The sequence below is a fragment of the Bacillus sp. JAS24-2 genome (assembly GCF_008274905.1).
GTDB classification, from domain to species: Bacteria; Bacillota; Bacilli; order Bacillales; family Bacillaceae_G; genus Bacillus_A; species Bacillus_A cereus.
This window is the reverse complement of record NZ_CP031068.1, coordinates 3,741,933-3,762,386: the sequence shown is the minus strand read 5'-3', so window position 1 is coordinate 3,762,386 and position 20,454 is coordinate 3,741,933. Positions and strand designations below refer to the sequence as shown.

Below are 20,454 nucleotides of genomic sequence, written 5' to 3'. Positions count from 1 at the left end.
AAGCATATATTGGAACAAGCTAGGCGTAAGGGAGGCTTGTTCCAATATGCGTGTATCAAATGTAACAGTTAGAAAACGACTTATTTTTATACTTATATCAGGTATACTTATTTTCACGATTATCGATATTCGTCTTGGATATGTGCAATTTTTTCTTGGGAATATGTTAACGGATCGTGCGAAAGATTCATGGAGTCGTAATATTACTTTTGAACCCGAACGTGGGAAAATTTTAGACCGAAATGGTGTGGAACTTGCCACGAATAAAAGTGCTCCAACTGTCTTTGTTGTACCGAGGCAAATTGAAAAACCAGCGGAGACTGCAGAGAAGTTAGCTGCAGTATTAGGTGTGGAAAAAGATGAGATTTATAAAAGGATTACAAAAAAAGAATCGATTGTAAGGTTAGATAAAGGCGGAAGGAAAATATCACATGACAAAGCGAAAGAAGTACGAGGATTAAGTCTGAAGGGCGTGTATATCGCAGAGGATTCTATCCGGTACTATCCATTTGGAAACTTTTTATCACATGTATTAGGTTTTGCAGGTAGCGATAACCAAGGTCTTATGGGACTAGAAAAATATTATGATAAAGAGCTAAATGGGGACAAAGGTCATGTGCGTTTTTTTGCAGATGCGAAAGGACAAAGGATGCCTAATGTTGGTGATGATTTCAAAAAGCCAGAAGCCGGTTTAAATTTAGGATTAACAATCGATGCGCGTATTACAAGGATTATGGAAAGAGAAATGAATATTGCGGAGTCAACTTATAATCCTGACGGTATGATTGCGATTGCAATGAACCCTAAAAATGGTGAAGTTTTAGGGATGTCTAGTCGACCGAGTTTTGACCCAGCGGATTTTCAAAGTGTCTCTCCAGAAGTGTATAACAGAAATCTACCTGTATGGAGTACGTATGAGCCTGGTTCAACATTTAAGATCATTACATTAGCTGCAGCATTGAATGAAAATTTAGTAGACTTAGAGAAGGATACGTTTTATGATGATGGAGCAGCTGAAGTAGGTGGAGCTAGATTGAAATGCTGGAAAGCAGGAGGTCATGGCAGTCAAACGTTTTTAGAAGTCGTTCAAAACTCATGTAACCCGGGATTTATTGAACTTGGTGATCGCCTTGGTAAAGACCGATTATTTAAATACATTCGTAATTTTGGTTTTGGGCAGAAGACTGGAATTGACTTGCAAGGTGAAGGCAGTGGGATTTTATTTAATTTAGATAAAGTTGGTCCAGTAGAGCAAGCAACAACTTCATTCGGCCAAGGAGTTTCTGTTACGCCGATTCAACAAGTAGCAGCTGTAGCGGCGGCTGTAAATGGTGGAACATTGTATCAGCCGTATATAGCTAAGGAGTTTATTGATCCGAAAAATAATCAAGTTGTTAGTAAAAAGACACCTGTTGAGAAAAGAAAAGTTATTTCCAAGGAAACTTCAGAAAAAGTTCGTTATGCATTAGAGAATGTTGTAGCGAAAGGTTCTGGTAAAGGTGCTTATATTGATGGATATCGCGTAGGTGGAAAAACGGGTACTGCTCAAAAGGTGAAGGATGGTAAATATTTAGAGAATAATTATATAGTATCTTTTATCGGATTTGCTCCAGCGGATGATCCAGAGATTGTTGTGTATGTAGCTGTTGATAATCCAAAAGGGGTTACACAGTTTGGTGGAGTGGTAGCAGCTCCGATTGTCGGGAATATCCTTCGAGATGCGCTTCCTGTTATGGGAGTGAAACCGAGAAAAGAACAAGTTGAGAAAGAATATAAATGGGGCGATACACCAACTGTGGAAGTTCCGAATTTAATTGGAATGAAAAAGAAAGACTTACAAACACAACTCGTCGATTTGAAGCTTGATATAAGTGGAGATGGAGAGAAAGTAATTAAACAATCACCAGAAGCGGGAGCTAAAGTAAAAGAAGGCTCAAAAATTAGAATTTACTTCGGGAATTAAAGGTAACATAGTACGTTTTATGGTACAATTGGTGGAAGTGAGTTCTTTATAGAACAGTTACTTAATTTGAGACAGTAAGTGTCTCATTCATAAATAGGTCAGTAGCACTTACCTCCTTATATAGGAGGTAATGTGTTGCTTACTGAAAAAAGATAAATAAACAATGTAGAGAGGGTTTAGTGAAATGAAGTTGCATACACTTGTATCATGTTTGCATGATTTTCCAGTTGTTCCAAAAGAAAATCCAGAAATCACATCTATAGAAGCTGATTCACGTAAAGTGAAAGAGGGAAGCTTATTTGTATGTATGAAAGGATATACGGTTGATAGCCATGATTTTGCTAAGCAAGCAGCGGCACAAGGAGCGGCTGCTATTGTTGCGGAAAGACCAATTGATGTTGACGTTCCAGTTGTACTTGTGAAAAATACTTTTCGTTCGTTAGCGGTTTTAGCTGATTATTTTTATGGTCAACCGACACACAAGTTACATTTAATCGGAATTACAGGTACAAATGGAAAGACAACAACATCGCATATTATGGATGAGATTATGCGAGCACATGGTCATAAAACAGGGCTAATTGGAACGATTAATATGAAAATCGGTGATGAAACATTTGAGGTGAAAAATACAACACCAGATGCACTAACACTTCAACAGACGTTTTCAAAAATGGTTGAACAAGGTGTGGACAGCACGGTAATGGAAGTTTCGTCACATGCGTTAGATCTTGGTCGTGTACACGGATGTGATTACGATGTAGCGGTGTTTACGAATTTAACACAAGATCATTTAGACTATCATAAAACGATGGAAGAATATAAACATGCAAAAGGGTTACTATTTGCACAGCTTGGCAATAGTTATAATCATAATCGTGAAAAGTACGCTGTGCTGAATAGCGATGATAATGTAACAGAAGAGTATATGAGAAGTACTGCAGCAACAGTTGTAACATATGGTATTGATACAACAAGTGACATTATGGCAAAAAATATCGTTATGACGAGTGGCGGGACTACATTTACGCTTGTCACACCATATGAAAGTGTAAATGTTACGATGAAATTAATAGGTAAATTTAATGTATATAACGTACTTGCAGCAACAGCAGCAGGACTTGTTTCGGGTGTGAAATTAGAAACAATCATTGCTGTTATAAAAGAACTAGCTGGGGTTCCAGGGCGTTTTGAAGTTGTTGATGGAGGACAAAATTATACAGTTATTGTTGATTACGCCCATACGCCGGATAGTTTAGAAAATGTATTAAAAACTGCAAAACAATTTGCAAAAGGTGATGTGTATTGTATCGTTGGTTGTGGCGGCGATAGGGACCGAACGAAGAGACCGATAATGGCAAGTGTTGCAACAAAATATGCAACTCATGCAATTTACACATCAGATAATCCAAGAAGTGAAGATCCAGCGGCTATTTTAGATGATATGGTACATGGTGCAAGTGGGAAAAATTATGAAGTGATTATTGATAGAAAAGAAGCGATACACCATGCAATCACTAAAGCGAAAGCAGATGATATCATTATTATTGCTGGTAAGGGTCATGAAACGTATCAAATTATTGGTAAAGAAGTTCATCATTTTGATGATCGTGAAGTTGCTAAAGAAGCAATTAAAGGGCGTTTAAGCAACGAAGAGTAACAACGTGAGAGGAGGACTACATGTGCTTGAGCAAGGTTTATTAGTAACGGCTGGGGTAGCATTCTTAATTTCTGTTGCCCTTTCGCCATTGTTTATTCCATTTTTAAGAAAATTAAAGTTCGGACAGAGTATTCGTGATGAGGGACCAAAGTCACATCAAAAAAAATCAGGGACACCGACAATGGGTGGTATCGTCATATACGTATCTATGATGGTAACTTCACTTATTATGGCGATTAAGTTTAATTATTTAGGTGCAGAGGTTTCGTTATTACTATTAGTGACGTTTGGTTACGGCTTGATTGGATTTTTAGATGACTACATAAAGGTAGTTAAGAAGAGAAATCTTGGTTTAACATCAAAACAAAAATTAGTAGGTCAGCTTGTTATTGCTATTGCATTCTTTTTAATTGGAAAAGGGCAAGCGTTCCACACATACATCATGATTCCGGGAACGGATGTTAAGTTTGAATTAGGTTGGGCGTATTTCGTACTTGTACTATTTATGCTTATTGGTGGATCAAATGCAGTTAACTTAACTGACGGTTTAGATGGTTTATTATCAGGAACAGCTGCTATTGCATTTGGAGCATTTAGTATTATTGCTGTGGCACAAGAGCAATTTGGAGTGGCGATATTCTGTATGGCAGTTGTAGGAGCTGTACTTGGATTTTTAGTATTCAATGCGAATCCAGCAAAAGTGTTTATGGGAGATACAGGTTCATTAGCTTTAGGTGGAGCCATTGCAGCTGTAGCGATTTTATTAAAACAAGAATTGCTACTTGTAATTATTGGCGGAGTATTCGTAATGGAAACTTTATCGGTTATCATTCAGGTCATTTCATTTAAAACAACAGGAAAGCGTGTCTTTAAAATGAGTCCATTACACCATCATTATGAATTATGTGGTTGGTCAGAGTGGCGTGTTGTTGTGACGTTTTGGTCTGCAGGATTTTTATTAGCTGTGTTAGGAATTTATATCGGGGTGTGGATGTAATTGAAAACTGTAACTGAATTTCAAAATAAGAATATTCTTGTATTAGGCATTGCAAAAAGTGGTTATGCAGCAGCTACATTGTTACAAAAGTTAGGGGCAAATGTTATTGTAAATGACGGAAAGCCTTTAGCAGAGAATGTACTTGCTGCAGAATTACAAGCAAAAGGAATGGACGTTGTATGCGGTGGTCATCCTTTAGAATTATTAGAGAGAAATATTTCTCTTGTAGTAAAAAATCCAGGAATCCCGTATTCTAATCCAATATTAGTTGCTGCGAAAGAAAAGCAAATTCCGATTGTTACGGAAGTTGAATTAGCATATCGTATTTCAGAAGCACCATTTGTTGGGATTACGGGGTCTAACGGTAAAACGACGACGACAATGCTGACATTTGAAATGCTAAAAGAAGGACAAAAGCATCCTGTAATTGCAGGGAACATTGGAACTGTAGCGTGTGAAGTAGCACAGGATGCAAAAGAAAATGAAGTTGTAGTTACAGAACTTTCATCGTTTCAATTGATGGGAGTAGAATTGTTCCAACCTAAAATTGCTGCGTTTTTAAATTTATTTGAGGCCCACTTAGATTATCATGGGACGAAGAAAGAATATGGTTTAGCGAAAGCAAATATTTTTAAAAACCAAACAGAAAATGATTATAGTGTAATAAATGCGGATGATGCAGATGTGATGGCTTTGTCTGCGTATTCTAAAGGTCAAAAAATCCTGTTTTCGACAACGAAAGAAATTGAAGATGGCGCGTGTATAAAAGATAACGCTCTTTATTTCAAAGGTGAAAAAGTTGTTGAAGTAAGCGATATCGTTTTACCTGGTCAACATAATCTAGAAAATATTTTAGCTGCGATGAGTATTGCGAAATTATTAGGTACTTCTAATGAAGCAATTACGGTCGTGTTAAAACGTTTTACGGGTGTAAAACATCGTTTAGAATATGTAACAACGATTAACAACCGTAAGTTTTATAACGATTCAAAAGCAACGAATATGTTAGCGACTGAGAAAGCACTATCTGCGTTTACACAACCGATTGTGTTACTAGCAGGTGGGCTTGATCGCGGAAATGAATTCGATGATTTAATTCCGTATTTCAAAAATGTAAAAGCGATTGTAACATTTGGACAAACAGCTCCCAAACTAGTAAGAGCGGCAGAAAAAGCGGGATTAGATATAATTGAAAGTGTCGATACTTTAGATGAAGCAGTGGTGAAGGCTTATGCTCATTCTAAAGATGGCGATGTCGTTCTTCTTTCTCCAGCGTGTGCAAGCTGGGATCAATTTAAAACATTTGAAGAAAGAGGAGACATTTTTATACAAGCTGTGCATAAACTTATATAAAGTAAATCAAAACATCAGTAGGCTAACACCTACTGATGTTTTGTTACATAGGGCAAAAGGTTCTGCCTAAAGAGGTGGTGTTTGTGGGTAATGAAGAAAACGCCTGATTTTATTCTCATCATCGTAACACTTTCATTGTTGACAATCGGAATGATTATGGTTTATAGTGCGAGTGCAGTTTGGGCCTCTTATAAAATGGGGGACTCATTCTTTTTTGCAAAAAGACAATTACTGTTTGCGGGTCTTGGTGTAGTAGCTATGTTTTTTATTATGAAAATTGATTATTGGGTGTGGCGTACGTATTCAAAAGTGATTTTGCTAGTTTGCTTCATTCTTCTTATTCTCGTTCTTATTCCTGGAGTAGGTCTTGTTCGAGGAGGAGCACGAAGTTGGATTGGAATCGGAGCATTTTCGATTCAACCGTCAGAATTTATGAAGTTTGCGATGATTATTTTCTTGGCAAAGTTTTTAGCAGAACGTCAAAAATTGATTACATCTTTTAAACGTGGTTTATTACCGGCTCTTAGTTTTGTTTTTCTTGCTTTTGGGATGATTATGTTACAGCCAGACCTTGGGACAGGAACGGTAATGGTTGGGACATGTATCATTATGATATTCATTTCGGGAGCGAGGGTCTTTCACTTTGCAATGTTTGGTTTGATTGGTGTAGCAGGATTTGTAGGGTTAATTGCATCAGCACCGTATCGAATGAAACGCATTACATCATATTTAGATCCGTGGTCAGATCCGCTCGGAAGTGGATTTCAAATTATCCAATCATTACTTGCAATTGGACCTGGTGGATTATTTGGGCTTGGACTTGGACAAAGTAGACAAAAATTTCTTTATTTACCTGAACCGCAAACTGACTTTATATTTGCGATCTTATCCGAGGAATTAGGTTTTATTGGTGGTTCATTTGTGTTATTATTATTTAGTCTATTATTATGGCGCGGGATTCGTATCGCATTAGGAGCGCCAGATTTATATGGTACGTTTTTAGCAGTAGGTATTGTGGCGATGATTGCGATTCAAGTAATGATTAATGTTGGTGTTGTAACAGGACTGATGCCTGTTACGGGTATTACCTTGCCGTTTTTAAGTTATGGTGGATCAAGTTTGACATTAATGTTAATGGCAGTAGGTGTATTATTAAATATAAGTCGCCATTCTCGCTACTAAACCCTGTTTATAAGACAGGGTTTTTCGTATGTGTGTAAAAATGCAATATGTATATAGAAATAAATATAATGGAAATAAGAAAAGAGAAGCGGAGGAGTTAGTAGTGCGTGTATTAGTGAGTGGTGGGGGTACTGGTGGTCATATTTATCCAGCTCTTGCTTTAATTAGAGAAATAAAAAAGTTAAATCCAGAAGCAAGATTTTTATATATTGGTACGGAAAATGGACTAGAGAGTACAATCGTTCCAAAAGCAGGTATACCATTTCAATCTATTGTTATAAGTGGATTTAAACGAAAAATATCATTAGATAATGTGAAAACAGTAATGCGTTTTCTAAAAGGTGTACAGGATAGTAAACGATATATTCGTCGTTTTAATCCGGATATTGTAATTGGAACGGGTGGATATGTATGTGGACCAGTTGTATACGCTGCAGCCAAATTAGGTATTCCAACTATTGTACATGAACAAAATAGTGTACCAGGTGTAACGAACAAGTTTTTAAGCCGTTATGTTGATAAAGTTGCTGTTTGTTTTGAAGCAGCTATAGAGCATTTTCCAGAGTCAAAAGTGGTAATGACAGGTAATCCACGAGCATCAGAGGTAATGGATCAAAATGGAATGAAGGGGAAACGTTCAGTTGGGCTTTCTCTTCCTAAAAAGTCTGTACTTATATTTGGTGGAAGTCGTGGGGCTAGACCGATTAACGATGCCTTCGTTGAAGCAATTGAACAGTTTGGGAACAAAAGCTACGAAATACTATATGTAACGGGTGAAGTACATTATGATAAAGTGATGGAAGCCGTGAAGCAAAAAGGGAACCCAAGCAATGTTATTATTAAGCCGTTCATTCATAATATGCCAGAGGTACTAACTGGTGTAGACCTTGTTGTTTCAAGGGCTGGGGCAACAACACTTGCAGAATTAACAGCGTTAGGAAAACCAAGTGTGTTAATACCGAGTCCATATGTAACAAATAATCATCAGGAAAAGAATGCACGTTCAGTTGTTGATAAAGGAGCGGCAAAAATGTTACTTGAAAAAGATTTAACAGCTGAAACGCTTATTCGTGATATTGATGAGATTTTATTGAATGCACAAACATTACAAAATATGAAGCTAGCGGCTAAGCAACTAGGTATTCCAGATGCAGCAAATAAGCTGTATGAAGTAATGAATAAGCTTGTAAAAAAATAAAGTGAGGCTCTAATCAGTGGGGAGTGATTCTCTCTCGTTGATTATTATCTTTCACTAATCGGATGTTTACTGACATCCTGATTCCGCCTAATTTCTTTGTTATCGCCGAATTTTGATTTAAGAGCTGTACTGCCCGTAAATAGCGGGATAACGTTAGATGAACGCCCTGCATATTATTGTCATAAGGAGACTTAATATGGGGGAGATTGTCTATGGAACAATTAGTAAATGAGCTTATAGAAGCAGACGTTGGTCGTGTTTTAGTTAACGAGCCGTTAGCACGTTATACAACTATGAAAATAGGTGGACCAGCGGACATTTTAATTGTGCCAAAGCATGTAGCCGGTATTGAAAAAACATTACAGTTAGTAAAGCAATACAAAACGAAGTGGACTGTAATTGGTCGCGGTTCAAACCTTCTTGTATCTGATCAAGGCATAGAAGGTGTTGTTATTCGTTTAGGAGAAGGATTAGATCACTTAGAGGTCGAAAAACATAAGGTAAGAGTTGGTAGTGGATATCCTCTTATTAAATTGTCAACTTTACTTAGTCGTCAAGGGTTAGCTGGATTGGAGTTTGCGAGCGGTATTCCAGGAAGTGTCGGTGGTGCAGTATATATGAATGCAGGTGCACATAAATCGGATATATCGAGTGTATTATCGAAGGCTCTCATTCTGTTTGAAGACGGTACAATTGCCTGGTTAACGAATAAAGAACTGGAGTTTTCTTATCGGTCATCTGTATTGCAAACGAAACGTCCTGGTATTGTTTTAGAAGCGGAGTTTCAATTACAGGCGGGAAAACGTGAAGAAATTGTACGTAGTATGCAAAATAATAAAGACTACCGCCGTGAAACGCAACCATGGAATCATCCGTGTGCAGGAAGTATATTTCGGAATCCAATCCCACATTTTGCAGGAGATTTAGTAGAAAAAGCAGGGCTTCGTGGTTATAGGATTGGTGGAGCTCAAATTTCTGAAATGCATGGCAATTTTATTGTTAATACCGGGGGAGCTTCAGCGCAAGATGTATTGTCTTTAATTGAATTAATAAAACATACAATTAAGGATAAATTTGATGTAGATATGCACACAGAAGTAGAAATCATTGGAAGATAACGGTTATTCGTTCCGCTCATTATCATTTATGTTATAATAAGAAGATAAGAACGGCATGAGGAACATGCCGTTCTTTATGTTACATAGGGGGATCGTACATGAATAATAGTAAAGTGATTAAACTACAAGATCGTGTACCAAAATTGAAAAATCAAAAGAAAAAAAACAAAAAAAATGTTAATCATCGATTGATTTTATACATATCAATTTTATTTTTATTAGTGCTCTTTTTAATTTATTTTCGGTCTCCGCTTAGTAATATAAAAAAGATTAGTGTGTTTGGAAATCACTATATGACGGATGAGCAAGTAATGAAGGATTCAGGCGTGACATATGATACAAGTTATTTCCGAGTGACAGCACATAAAGCTGAAGAAAACTTAACGAAGCGAAAAGAAATTAAAGCAGTAAATGTAAAAAAACGTTTTCCAAACAAGATTGATATTCATATCGAAGAATATTTAACGATTGGTTATATAAATAAAGAGGGAAAACTACAACCGTTATTAGAAAATGGAAAAACGCTTGATGTACTACCTAATGGAAAACTTCCTGTTGCAGCACCGATTTTCGAACCTTTTAAAGAAGAGAAAATGAAGGAGTTAATCGCTGAACTAGAAAAATTAACACCAGCTATTTTAAAATCTATTTCGGAGATTCGCTATTCACCAACGAATGCGAATGAAGATCATCTTACTTTATATATGAATGAAGGTTATGAAGTGAGCACTACGATTCAAAATTTCGCAAAACGTATGGAAGCCTATCCACTTATTTTAAAAACAATTGAGCCAGGTAAGAAGGTATTAATTGACTTAGAAGTAGGTGCATATACGAAAGAATTAGGTGCGGAAGACAAAAAAGAATAGAATGGTAGTTTTCGTTGCTTATAGCAGAAAAAACGAAACGAATGTTCTATTATATGTATACGAATTTAGAAGAATGGTTCATTTGATGAAAAATATGTAAAAATTCTTAGATTCATACTAGTATTGGTACAAGTTTCACTTTTCTATGAGTACATCTTAGTGTAGACTTATACTTGGCGGTAAACTTTACACTGGAAATAGAATTATTTCAAGATAAGCAGTTATTCATAGTTTACTGCGATATTCTTAATTGAATGCTAAATAAAAATAAGAAAAATATAGGGTTAAAAAAGGGAAACGTATAAAGACGTTGAATATTTTTCTTATAAATAGTAAAGTTGCGATTGTTGTTCCATATATTGAGTTGTATGGTATAAATAAAGAAGGAGGTGCCAAAGAATGAACAGCAATGAAATATATGTTAGTCTTGACATCGGTACATCCAATGTTAAAGTCATCATTGGTGAAATGGTTAATGACAGCTTAAACATTATTGGTGTTGGAAATGTAAAATCAAATGGTTTAAAGAAGGGATCGATAGTTGATATAGACGAGACTGTTCGATCAATTAAAAAAGCAATTGAACAAGCTGAGCGCATGGTGGGAATCCACATTGAGCAAGTTGTAGTAGGTGTCAATGCAAACCAGGTACAGCTACTTCCTTGTCACGGAGTAGTCGCTGTTTCAAATGAAGATCGTGAAATCGGGAATGAAGATGTCTTACGCGTTCTAGATGCAGCACAAGTTGTGTCAATTGCTCCAGAGCGTGAGTTTATTGATGTGGTACCTCGACAGTTCATCGTAGACGGTCTTGACGAGATTAACGATCCACGCGGGATGATCGGTGTAAGATTAGAAATGGAAGGTACACTTATTACAGGCTCGAGAACTTTACTACATAACCTACTTCGTTGTGTAGAAAAAGCAGGTCTTGAAATTGTTGATATTTGTCTTCAACCTTTAGCGGCTGCAACAGTTGCTATATCTTCAGATGAAAAAAATAGAGGAGTAGCCCTTGTTGATATGGGGGGAGGATCTACAACTTTATCTATTTTTAAAGATGGAGAGTTACAAGCGACGAGCGTATTACCATTAGGTGGAGACCATATAACGAAAGATATTGCGATTGGGTTGAAAACTTCAACAGAAAATGCAGATCAAATTAAGTTGAAATATGGACATGCTTTTTATGATACAGCATCTGAAGAAGAGATGTTTACGGTTCCTATTATGGGAAGTGATCAAACAGAACAATATTCTCAGTTGGAATTATCGGATATAATAGAGGCTCGTGTAGAGGAAATTTTAATGTTTGTTCAAGATGAAGTGCGTAAGTTAGGAGTAAAGCAAGTGGCTTCTGGTTATGTACTAACTGGCGGAATTGCTTCTATGCCAGGTGTTCTTGATCTTGCATATGATATTTTACATGAAAATGTTCGTGTAGCAACTCCTGATTATATTGGTGTGCGTGAGCCCCAATATACAAGTGGAGTTGGATTAATTAAACATTCTTATCAAAAAGCTAAATTACGTGGGAAAAATGTGCAGGAAAAGCAAGAGCATTTTGAACCAGTACCAGCACCAGCACCAACGCCGGTACAACAGCAACCCGCGAAACAAAAAACTCGTAATCAAAACAATAATAATCAAAATGATGACCGCATGATGTCAAAAGTAAAACGTGTATTCCGTTATTTATGGGATTAAAATTGGACACGAAAAATGAGGTTCTAGGGGGATTTCGACATGTTAGAGTTTGATACTACTCAAGATCAATTAGCGAATATAAAAGTTATCGGTGTCGGCGGTGGCGGAAACAATGCTGTAAACCGTATGATTGAACACGGTGTACAAGGTGTAGACTTTATCGCTGTGAACACTGATGCACAAGCATTAAATCTATCAAAAGCTGAAACAAAAATGCAAATTGGTGGAAAATTAACGCGTGGACTTGGTGCAGGCGCAAACCCTGAAGTAGGGAAAAAAGCTGCAGAAGAAAGTAAAGAACAGATCCAAGAAGCACTTCGTGGTGCGGATATGGTCTTCGTAACTGCCGGTATGGGCGGTGGAACTGGAACTGGTGCAGCTCCAGTTGTTGCTCAAGTTGCAAAAGAATTAGGTGCTTTAACAGTTGGTGTTGTAACACGTCCATTTACTTTTGAAGGACGTAAGCGTGCGACGCAAGCAGCATCTGGTATTGCAGCATTTAAAGAAAATGTAGATACTCTTATTGTAATTCCAAACGATCGCTTATTAGAGATTGTTGATAAAAATACGCCAATGTTAGAAGCATTCCGTGAAGCTGATAACGTATTACGTCAAGGTGTTCAAGGTATTTCGGATTTAATTGCAACGCCAGGTTTAATTAACTTAGACTTTGCAGACGTAAAGACAATTATGTCTAATAGAGGTTCTGCTTTAATGGGTATTGGTTCTGGTAACGGGGAAAATCGTGCTGCAGAAGCTGCGAAAAAAGCGATTTCTAGTCCATTACTAGAAACATCTATTGATGGAGCTCAAGGTGTTATCATGAACATTACGGGTGGCGCTAACTTAAGCTTATATGAAGTACAAGAAGCGGCAGATATCGTAGCTTCAGCTTCAGATCCAGAAGTAAATATGATCTTCGGTTCTGTTATTAACGAAGGATTAAAAGATGATATCGTTGTAACTGTAATTGCAACTGGTTTTGATGATAGCATTGCAACTCAACCACCAAAACCAATTATTCGCCCGAATGCGAACCACACGCAACAACAGCAACAACCAGTAGCTCAACCTTCAAAACAACGTGAAGTAAAACGTGAAATGAAGCGTGAAGAGCCAGTTGTACATGAGCGTCATTCAGATTCAGATGATATCGATATTCCAGCATTTTTACGTAACCGTCGTAGACGATAAAAAAAGGAGCTTTCATGCTCCTTTTTTGTTTTTTAAATGGAAAAGACCTGCTAAGCAGGTCTTTTTTTTATTTGGTATATTTTGTTGGTGAAAATAAGAGTATATCATTCTATGAATTTGTACTTTTATTTTTTACCGACAGATTATGTCTAGAAATCACAAAATAACAAAAAAACACCTCCGCAAATTGACACACTTTCCTATTGGATATGCATTATACTAGTCTCAACTTGAAAAAAGAGGTGAATTGTTTGGTTGTTTACGCCGACGTTGTTTGGTTGTTAAACGCCTGCATTGATTTTCTTTTGCTTTTATTAACAGCTACCGTGTTAAAAAAGAAAATCAAAAAATGGAGGCTTGTGTTAGGGGCATTTATAGGTTCAACTATTGTTATTTTTGCCTTTACTCCTTTTGCTTCTATGATGACACATCCAATTATGAAACTACTGTACTCGTTACTTATTGTGTATACAGCATTTGGGTTTACAACATTTAGAAATTATGCACAAACTGTTTTTACTTTTTACTTTGTAACCTTTATGGTTGGCGGAGGATTAATTGGAACTCATTTCTTTTTGCAAACGAATGAAATGGTAAATGGATTGGTTCAATCTCAGTCAATTTCTTACGGTGATCCAATTAGTTGGTTATTTGTTATTTTTGGTTTTCCAGTAATTTATTATTTTTCTAAAAAGCGTATTGAAAGCGTAGAGGTCACGAAAATACACTATGATCAAATTGTGAAAGTAAAAATTCAATTAGCAGAAGAAGAACTAGAACTGGCAGGTCTTATTGACAGTGGGAACCAACTTTATGACCCATTAACAAAAACACCCGTTATGATTATGCATGTTTCATCATTAGAACATTGCTTACCATCTTGGTTAACAGAACAAATTTATTCCAAAACAGAAATTCCTCAAATACCAGAAAATGATTCTGGTTGGGCGACAAAATTACGCTTAATTCCTTTCCGTGCAGTAGGAGTAGAGAGTCAATTTTTGTGGGCAATTAAGCCTGACAGTGTGCAAGTTGACCATGAAGGTAGTTCTATTGTTGTAAACAAAGTATTAATTGGATTAAATACACAACAGCTTTCTACTAATGGGGAGTATCAATGTATTGTGCATCCAAAAATGTTGATTTCGCAAAAAATGGTAATCGCTTAATAATGAGAGGCGGGATAATATGATGAAATTAAAATTTTATTTAGTATACCTTTGGTATAAAGTATTGCTGAAATTAGGAATTAAGACCGATGAAATTTATTATATTGGTGGAAGTGAAGCGTTGCCACCACCGTTAACAAAAGAAGAAGAGGAAGTTCTTTTGAATAAATTGCCAAAAGGAGATCAGGCAGCAAGGTCATTACTTATTGAACGTAACTTAAGGCTCGTTGTATATATAGCAAGAAAGTTTGAAAATACAGGGATAAATATTGAAGATTTGATTAGTATAGGAACAATCGGCCTTATTAAAGCGGTAAATACATTTAATCCAGAAAAGAAAATAAAATTAGCAACATATGCATCGCGTTGTATAGAAAATGAAATTTTAATGCATTTACGTCGAAATAACAAAAATCGTTCGGAAGTTTCTTTTGATGAACCACTAAACATTGATTGGGATGGGAATGAACTGTTATTGTCTGACGTGTTAGGTACAGATGATGATATTATTACAAAAGATTTAGAAGCTACTGTAGATCGTCACCTTTTAATGAAAGCATTACACCAATTAAATGATCGTGAAAAACAAATTATGGAACTTCGGTTTGGGCTTGCTGGAGGAGAGGAAAAGACGCAAAAAGATGTGGCTGATATGCTTGGGATTTCACAGTCATACATTTCGCGTTTAGAAAAAAGAATTATAAAAAGATTACGAAAAGAATTTAATAAAATGGTGTAAAGAATAAGACCAGCCGTTATGTAGGCTGGTCTTATTCTATTTAGTTGTATTAGGAAAGATAATTTAAATAACAAATCGTGAAAAAACCACATGCATAAAATCCCCTTCAAAGGAAATACTTTACACTGTACAGCAACTCCCGATAGGAGGGAACACTTTGACGAGAAACAAAGTAGAAATTTGCGGTGTTGATACAGCTAAACTTCCAGTATTAAAAAATGAAGAGATGCGTAAATTATTTCGTGAAATGCAAAGTGGAGAGATAAGCGCAAGAGAAAAATTAGTGAATGGAAACTTACGTCTTGTACTGAGCGTCATCCAAAGATTTAATAACAGAGGAGAATATGTTGACGATTTATTTCAAGTTGGTTGCATCGGACTTATGAAATCAATTGATAATTTTGATTTAGGCCAAAATGTAAAATTTTCAACGTATGCTGTGCCGATGATTATTGGGGAAATACGCAGATATTTGCGTGATAATAATCCGATTCGCGTATCGCGCTCATTGCGAGATATTGCGTATAAAGCTTTGCAAGTAAGAGAAAAGTTGATTGCAGAAAATTCAAAAGAACCAACAGCAATGGATATTGCAAAAGTGCTAGAAGTAACTCATGAAGAGATAGTATTTGCTTTAGATGCAATTCAAGATCCAGTTTCATTATTTGAACCGATTTATAATGATGGGGGAGATCCTATCTTTGTTATGGATCAGTTAAGTGATGAAAAACAAAAGGACGAGCAGTGGGTTGAAGAATTAGCATTGAAAGAAGGAATGAAGCGTTTAAATGATAGAGAGAAAATGATTATTAGAAAACGTTTCTTCCAAGGAAAGACACAGATGGAAGTTGCAGAAGAAATTGGGATTTCCCAAGCGCAAGTATCACGTTTAGAGAAGTCAGCCATTAAACAAATGAATAAAACGATTCAAGGATAAGGTCTCACCAATTATGGTGAGACCTTTTTATATGTAATATGGTTTGTGCTCATAGTAGGGGATTTGTGTTCATATAATGAAACTAGCATGGTGTTTCGTGTAGGTGGCTTCCTGTAAATATGAGAAACAGTTTCCAATTTGTCATATAAGGGAGAGGATAAAAATGGTGATACGAATTTCAGAGTTACAGATGAAGGATGTTATAAATATTTCAGATGGAAAAAGGATTGGGAATATTGGAGATATTGAAATTGATATGAACACAGGGAAAATTTGTTCTGTTATTATTTCCAAACAGACACGTATGCTAGGTATTTTTGGAAAAGATGTTGAGATTGTAATTCCTTGGAAGGAAATTGTGAAAATTGGGGAAGATGTCATACTTGTAAGAGTAAATCCTGTTAATTCTGTAACAGAATCAATACAAACACCGACAATTTCATAAAGAATATTACAAATTCCTCTTTTTTTTCTGTTAGGATTATGAAAAAATAAAAGTATGGTAAAATAGACAGGAAGTACCATGCTTTTTTCTGTTATTTTAATTAAAAGGAGCCGCTTTATTATGAGAGAACCATTTAAATATGTGGACGGTATACTGTATTTACAAGCGTGGAAAGAACTTGGAAACATTACTGCTGGATTTACGACAAAAGATGGTGGGATAAGTACGGGCTCCTTTCATGCGATGAATTTAGGATTACATGTGAATGATATCGTGGAGAACGTTCATGAAAACAGACGCATTTTAGCAAATAAGTTACAAAAACCATTAGAAAATTGGATTTGCTCTGAACAAGTTCATGCTCATCATGTTGAAAAAGTAGGGCAACAGGAAAAGGGAAGTGGTGTCTATTCATATGAGGACGGCATTTCAAAAACAGATGGCATTTATACGAGTAATGAAGATGTTCTGTTAACGTCTTGTTACGCGGATTGTGTTCCGCTCTATTTTTATGCACCATCACATGGTATGATAGGACTTGCGCATGCTGGATGGAAAGGCACTGTACAAGAGATTGCAAAGGAAATGATTCAAAAGTGGAATGCAGAAGGTATTTCAAGTGATGAAATTCATGTTGCAATTGGGCCGTCGATCGGATCTTGTTGTTATGTTGTGGATGATCGTGTATTAACAGCAGCACAGGAAGTAGTTAGGGGTGCTGTTCCTCATCAAAAAATTTCTGACGGGCAGTACGCAATTAATTTAAAAGAAATTAATCGTATATTATGTGTACAAGCAGGCATAAAAGAAGAGCATATTGTAATGTCATCTCTTTGTACAAGCTGTGAAGAGCAACTATTTTTCTCTCATCGTCGTGATCAAGGTAAGACAGGAAGAATGTTGAGTTTCATAGGTTTTAAGGAGGAAGAAAGCAAGTGACAGTACAAGAAAATTTAGTAATTGTAAACGAAGCTATTAAAGAATCTTGCGCTCGAGCTGGACGTTCGTTGCAAGATATTAAACTTGTTGCAGTTACAAAAACTGTAGGGATTGAAAAAACAAACGAAGTAATTGAAGCTGGAGTTATCGATTTAGGTGAAAATAGAAATGAAGGTTTCTTACAGAAATACGAGCATTTCGGTTCAAAAGTTAATTGGCACTTTATTGGCTCATTACAAACGAGAAAAGTAAAAGAAATCATTAATGAAATTGATTATTTACATTCGTTAGATCGTCTTTCACTGGCGAAAGAAATTCAGAAACGTGCTGATAAGAAAGTGAAATGCTTTATTCAAGTGAAAACCTCATCTGAAGAATCGAAGCAAGGATTGGCAATAGAAGAGGTTGTTTCTTTTATTCAAAGTTTGCAAGAATTCGATAAAATTGAAGTGGTTGGACTAATGACGATGGCTCCATTTACAGAAGAAGAGGAAGAAATCAGACGCTGTTTTAAGGAATTACGTATGCTGCAAACAGAGGTGCAGGAGCTAGAGTTATTACATGCGCCATGTAAAGAATTATCAATGGGAATGTCCAACGATTACAAGATTGCAATTGAAGAAGGGGCTACATATATTCGTTTGGGAACGATTTTAGTAGGAAAAGCGTAAAAGGAAGGAGAATCTTATTATGAGTTGGTCAAAAGTAAAATACTTCTTTTTTGATACACCGGAAGAAAAAGAAGCAGCTCAATATGGTTATGAAAAGGAGCAAACAGACATGAAAAAGCAGCAAGATCCACCAGAACAACAAGACGTTACGTTTCCGAAAGCGCAACCGAAGCAAAATGTTGTGAGTATTGAAACAGCAAAACAATCTTCAAAAGTTGTTTTATTAGAACCACGCACATATTCGGAAGCACAAGGGATTGCGGACCACTTAAAAGGTAGACGAGCTGTTGTAATTAATTTGCAGAGAATGTCTACTGATCAAGCGGTACGTATCGTTGACTTTTTAAGTGGTACTGTATACGCTATAGGCGGGGACATTCAAAAAATAGGGCCGAAAACATTTATGTGTACACCTGAAAATGTAGATATTGTTGGTGCGATTTCAGAGTTATTCGGTGAAGAAGAAGAAACAAATATAAAGAGGTGGTAATACGCCATGACAACAGTTTTTATAGTGTTAAGTTATGCTATCGAGATTTACTCGTGGGCACTTATTATTTACATTCTCCTATCATGGTTTCCTGGTGCAAAGGAATCATCTTTTGGAGAGTTCCTGGCACGTATTTGTGAACCGTATTTAGAACCATTCCGCCGCTTTATTCCGCCGCTTGGAATGATTGATATTTCTCCAATCGTTGCAATCTTTGCGTTGAAACTTGCTAAAACTGGTTTGTTCAGTTTATTAAGCTATTTCTTATAGTAAGAAGGTAAATACATGAGCATCTACGAACATTTTAGGCCTGATGAGGAGGTCTTTGTGGATAAAGTGCTAGAGTGGAAGCGAGCGGCGGAGTACCATCAAGTGAAGTTAACGGATTTTCTTGATCCTAGGCAACAACAAATTGTTTCTATGGTAATAGGACAAGGTGATGTTGCTGTGCAATTTGGTGGTGCAACGCCTAATGCAGAGCGTAAAAGAGCACTTATTTATCCAGACTATCTAGAATTAAATGAAGAAGAATTTCAAGTAGAAGTATTAGAAATTGACTATCCTTCCAAGTTTTATACGCTAGAACATAGGCAAATATTAGGTACATTTATGTCTCTTGGTTTAACAAGAGAAAAATGTGGTGATATTTTGCTGCAAGAAAATCGTGCCCAAATTGTAGTTGCGAAAGAAATTGTATCGTATATTGAGATGAACTTACAATCAATAGGGAAAGTAAAAGTCTCTTTAGCGTCAGTGCAAGGAGAACAAATTCTACAGATACATGAAACGTGGGGAGAGAAATCTGGAACGGTTTCTTCACTTCGTTTAGATGTTATGTTAGCTGAAATGTTACATTTATCTAGACAGAAAGTACAACCTTTCATAAAAAATGGTTTAGTAAAAGTCAATTGGAAAACAGTGGAGCAAACTTCTTATGAATGTTATCCAGGAGATGTTTTTTCTGTTAGAGGATATGGCCGAAGTAAGTTATTTTCTGTAGAAGGTAGAACAAAACGCGACAAATGGAGAATTTTGTATGGTATACTAAAATGATTGGTTTTTTAGAAGGAAATCCTCCTATTTTGTCGAAGAAAAGATATAATTGAAAGAGGAAATTTAGATAACTACTTGGAGGTGGCGTTGTGCCGTTAACACCATTAGATATTCATAACAAAGAATTTGGTCGCGGATTCCGTGGCTATGATGAAGATCAAGTAAATGAGTTTCTTGATCAAATTATCAAAGATTATGAATTGGTCATTCGTGAGAAAAAAGCTTTAGAAGAAAAAGTTGCGCAGTTAGAAGGGAAGTTAGATCATTTCTCTAATATTGAAGATACGTTAAACAAATCTATCGTTGTTGCACAAGAAGCAGCGGAAGAAGTAAAACGTAATGCGCAAAAAGAAGCGAAATTAATTGTGCGTGAAGCTGAAAAGAATGCTGATCGTATTATTAACGAAGCATTAGTAAAATCAAGAAAAGTTGCTTTTGATATTGAAGAGCTAAAGAAACAAGCGAAAGTATTCCGAACTCGTTTCCGTATGTTATTAGAAACACAGCTTGAGATGTTAAACAACGATGATTGGGATAAACTAATTGAATTAGAAGACGAAGTAGATGAACTGTTGAAAAAAGAAGAAACAGTGTAAGCTTGACGTTTTTCTCATTATTACATATAATTTTAAACAACATATTTATTAAGAAAAACGAAGATAGGGATAAGTACCTTTTCAAACCTTATATAGCGAACTGAGGATGGTGTAAGCTCAGGATAAGGAGATAGTGGGAATATCACCCTGGAGTTCCGCGCTGAACAAATAGAG

General features: G+C 36.3%; 20 protein-coding genes and 1 other annotated feature (1 of these 21 cut by a window edge). All 20 genes read left to right on the top strand.

The window, feature by feature from the left end; all coding sequences use genetic code 11:
- The first annotated feature begins 46 nt into the window (after nt 1-46).
- On the top strand, nt 47-1,963 hold the full coding sequence (locus DN407_RS19325) for a stage V sporulation protein D (RefSeq protein ID WP_001266237.1): 1,917 nt from the start codon (nt 47-49) through the stop codon (nt 1,961-1,963).
- Nucleotides 1,964-2,147: 184 nt separating this feature from the next.
- On the top strand, nt 2,148-3,623 hold the full coding sequence (murE, locus tag DN407_RS19320; RefSeq protein WP_000766316.1) for a UDP-N-acetylmuramoyl-L-alanyl-D-glutamate--2,6-diaminopimelate ligase: 1,476 nt from the start codon (nt 2,148-2,150) through the stop codon (nt 3,621-3,623).
- A gap of 22 nt (nt 3,624-3,645) precedes the next feature.
- Nucleotides 3,646-4,620, top strand: a complete 975-nt coding sequence (gene mraY, locus DN407_RS19315) for a phospho-N-acetylmuramoyl-pentapeptide-transferase (RefSeq protein WP_000893060.1) — start codon at nt 3,646-3,648, stop codon at nt 4,618-4,620.
- Nucleotides 4,621-5,973: a UDP-N-acetylmuramoyl-L-alanine--D-glutamate ligase gene (gene murD / locus DN407_RS19310; protein WP_000860116.1), complete on the top strand. Its 1,353-nt coding sequence runs from the start codon at nt 4,621-4,623 to the stop codon at nt 5,971-5,973.
- 90 nt (nt 5,974-6,063) lie between these two features.
- Entirely contained in the window at nt 6,064-7,155 is a 1,092-nt protein-coding gene (spoVE, locus tag DN407_RS19305; protein ID WP_000753520.1) for a stage V sporulation protein E, read from the top strand.
- Between the two features lie 103 nt (nt 7,156-7,258).
- Complete coding sequence (gene murG / locus DN407_RS19300) at nt 7,259-8,353, top strand: undecaprenyldiphospho-muramoylpentapeptide beta-N-acetylglucosaminyltransferase (RefSeq protein ID WP_021728036.1); 1,095 nt, start codon at nt 7,259-7,261, stop codon at nt 8,351-8,353.
- A 212-nt stretch (nt 8,354-8,565) separates the two neighbouring features.
- Entirely contained in the window at nt 8,566-9,471 is a 906-nt protein-coding gene (murB, locus tag DN407_RS19295) for a UDP-N-acetylmuramate dehydrogenase (protein ID WP_000437021.1), read from the top strand.
- A gap of 98 nt (nt 9,472-9,569) precedes the next feature.
- Nucleotides 9,570-10,340: a cell division protein DivIB gene (divIB, locus tag DN407_RS19290; RefSeq protein WP_001065788.1), complete on the top strand. Its 771-nt coding sequence runs from the start codon at nt 9,570-9,572 to the stop codon at nt 10,338-10,340.
- A gap of 399 nt (nt 10,341-10,739) precedes the next feature.
- Nucleotides 10,740-12,047 carry a cell division protein FtsA gene (gene ftsA, locus DN407_RS19285; RefSeq protein ID WP_001087557.1) on the top strand — a complete coding sequence of 436 codons (1,308 nt, stop codon included), beginning with the start codon at nt 10,740-10,742 and terminating at the stop codon, nt 12,045-12,047.
- 39 nt (nt 12,048-12,086) lie between these two features.
- Nucleotides 12,087-13,241: a cell division protein FtsZ gene (gene ftsZ, locus DN407_RS19280; protein WP_000888984.1), complete on the top strand. Its 1,155-nt coding sequence runs from the start codon at nt 12,087-12,089 to the stop codon at nt 13,239-13,241.
- A gap of 251 nt (nt 13,242-13,492) precedes the next feature.
- Nucleotides 13,493-14,410 (top strand): sigma-E processing peptidase SpoIIGA, encoded by a 918-nt coding sequence (spoIIGA, locus tag DN407_RS19275; RefSeq protein ID WP_000261970.1) that lies wholly within the window; start codon nt 13,493-13,495, stop codon nt 14,408-14,410.
- A 19-nt stretch (nt 14,411-14,429) separates the two neighbouring features.
- Entirely contained in the window at nt 14,430-15,149 is a 720-nt protein-coding gene (sigE, locus tag DN407_RS19270; protein WP_000976948.1) for an RNA polymerase sporulation sigma factor SigE, read from the top strand.
- Nucleotides 15,150-15,306: 157 nt separating this feature from the next.
- On the top strand, nt 15,307-16,086 hold the full coding sequence (gene sigG, locus DN407_RS19265) for an RNA polymerase sporulation sigma factor SigG (protein ID WP_000197755.1): 780 nt from the start codon (nt 15,307-15,309) through the stop codon (nt 16,084-16,086).
- A gap of 163 nt (nt 16,087-16,249) precedes the next feature.
- On the top strand, nt 16,250-16,531 hold the full coding sequence (locus DN407_RS19260; protein ID WP_000236745.1) for a YlmC/YmxH family sporulation protein: 282 nt from the start codon (nt 16,250-16,252) through the stop codon (nt 16,529-16,531).
- Between the two features lie 120 nt (nt 16,532-16,651).
- On the top strand, nt 16,652-17,470 hold the full coding sequence (pgeF, locus tag DN407_RS19255; protein WP_001209006.1) for a peptidoglycan editing factor PgeF: 819 nt from the start codon (nt 16,652-16,654) through the stop codon (nt 17,468-17,470).
- Entirely contained in the window at nt 17,467-18,141 is a 675-nt protein-coding gene (locus DN407_RS19250) for a YggS family pyridoxal phosphate-dependent enzyme (protein ID WP_000218007.1), read from the top strand. Before pgeF ends, DN407_RS19250 begins: the two co-directional genes overlap by 4 nt.
- 19 nt (nt 18,142-18,160) lie before the next feature.
- A complete protein-coding gene (locus DN407_RS19245; RefSeq protein WP_000119129.1) occupies nt 18,161-18,631 on the top strand; it encodes a cell division protein SepF in 471 nt (156 codons plus the stop codon).
- 6 nt (nt 18,632-18,637) lie between these two features.
- Nucleotides 18,638-18,901, top strand: coding sequence for a YggT family protein (locus tag DN407_RS19240; protein WP_000214233.1), 264 nt, complete (start codon nt 18,638-18,640; stop codon nt 18,899-18,901).
- A gap of 15 nt (nt 18,902-18,916) precedes the next feature.
- Complete coding sequence (locus DN407_RS19235) at nt 18,917-19,684, top strand: YlmH family RNA-binding protein (RefSeq protein WP_002098127.1); 768 nt, start codon at nt 18,917-18,919, stop codon at nt 19,682-19,684.
- An 89-nt stretch (nt 19,685-19,773) separates the two neighbouring features.
- Complete coding sequence (gene divIVA, locus DN407_RS19230) at nt 19,774-20,280, top strand: septum site-determining protein DivIVA (protein ID WP_001131611.1); 507 nt, start codon at nt 19,774-19,776, stop codon at nt 20,278-20,280.
- A gap of 51 nt (nt 20,281-20,331) precedes the next feature.
- Nucleotides 20,332-20,454, top strand: a binding site (T-box leader) (it continues 101 nt past the right edge of the window).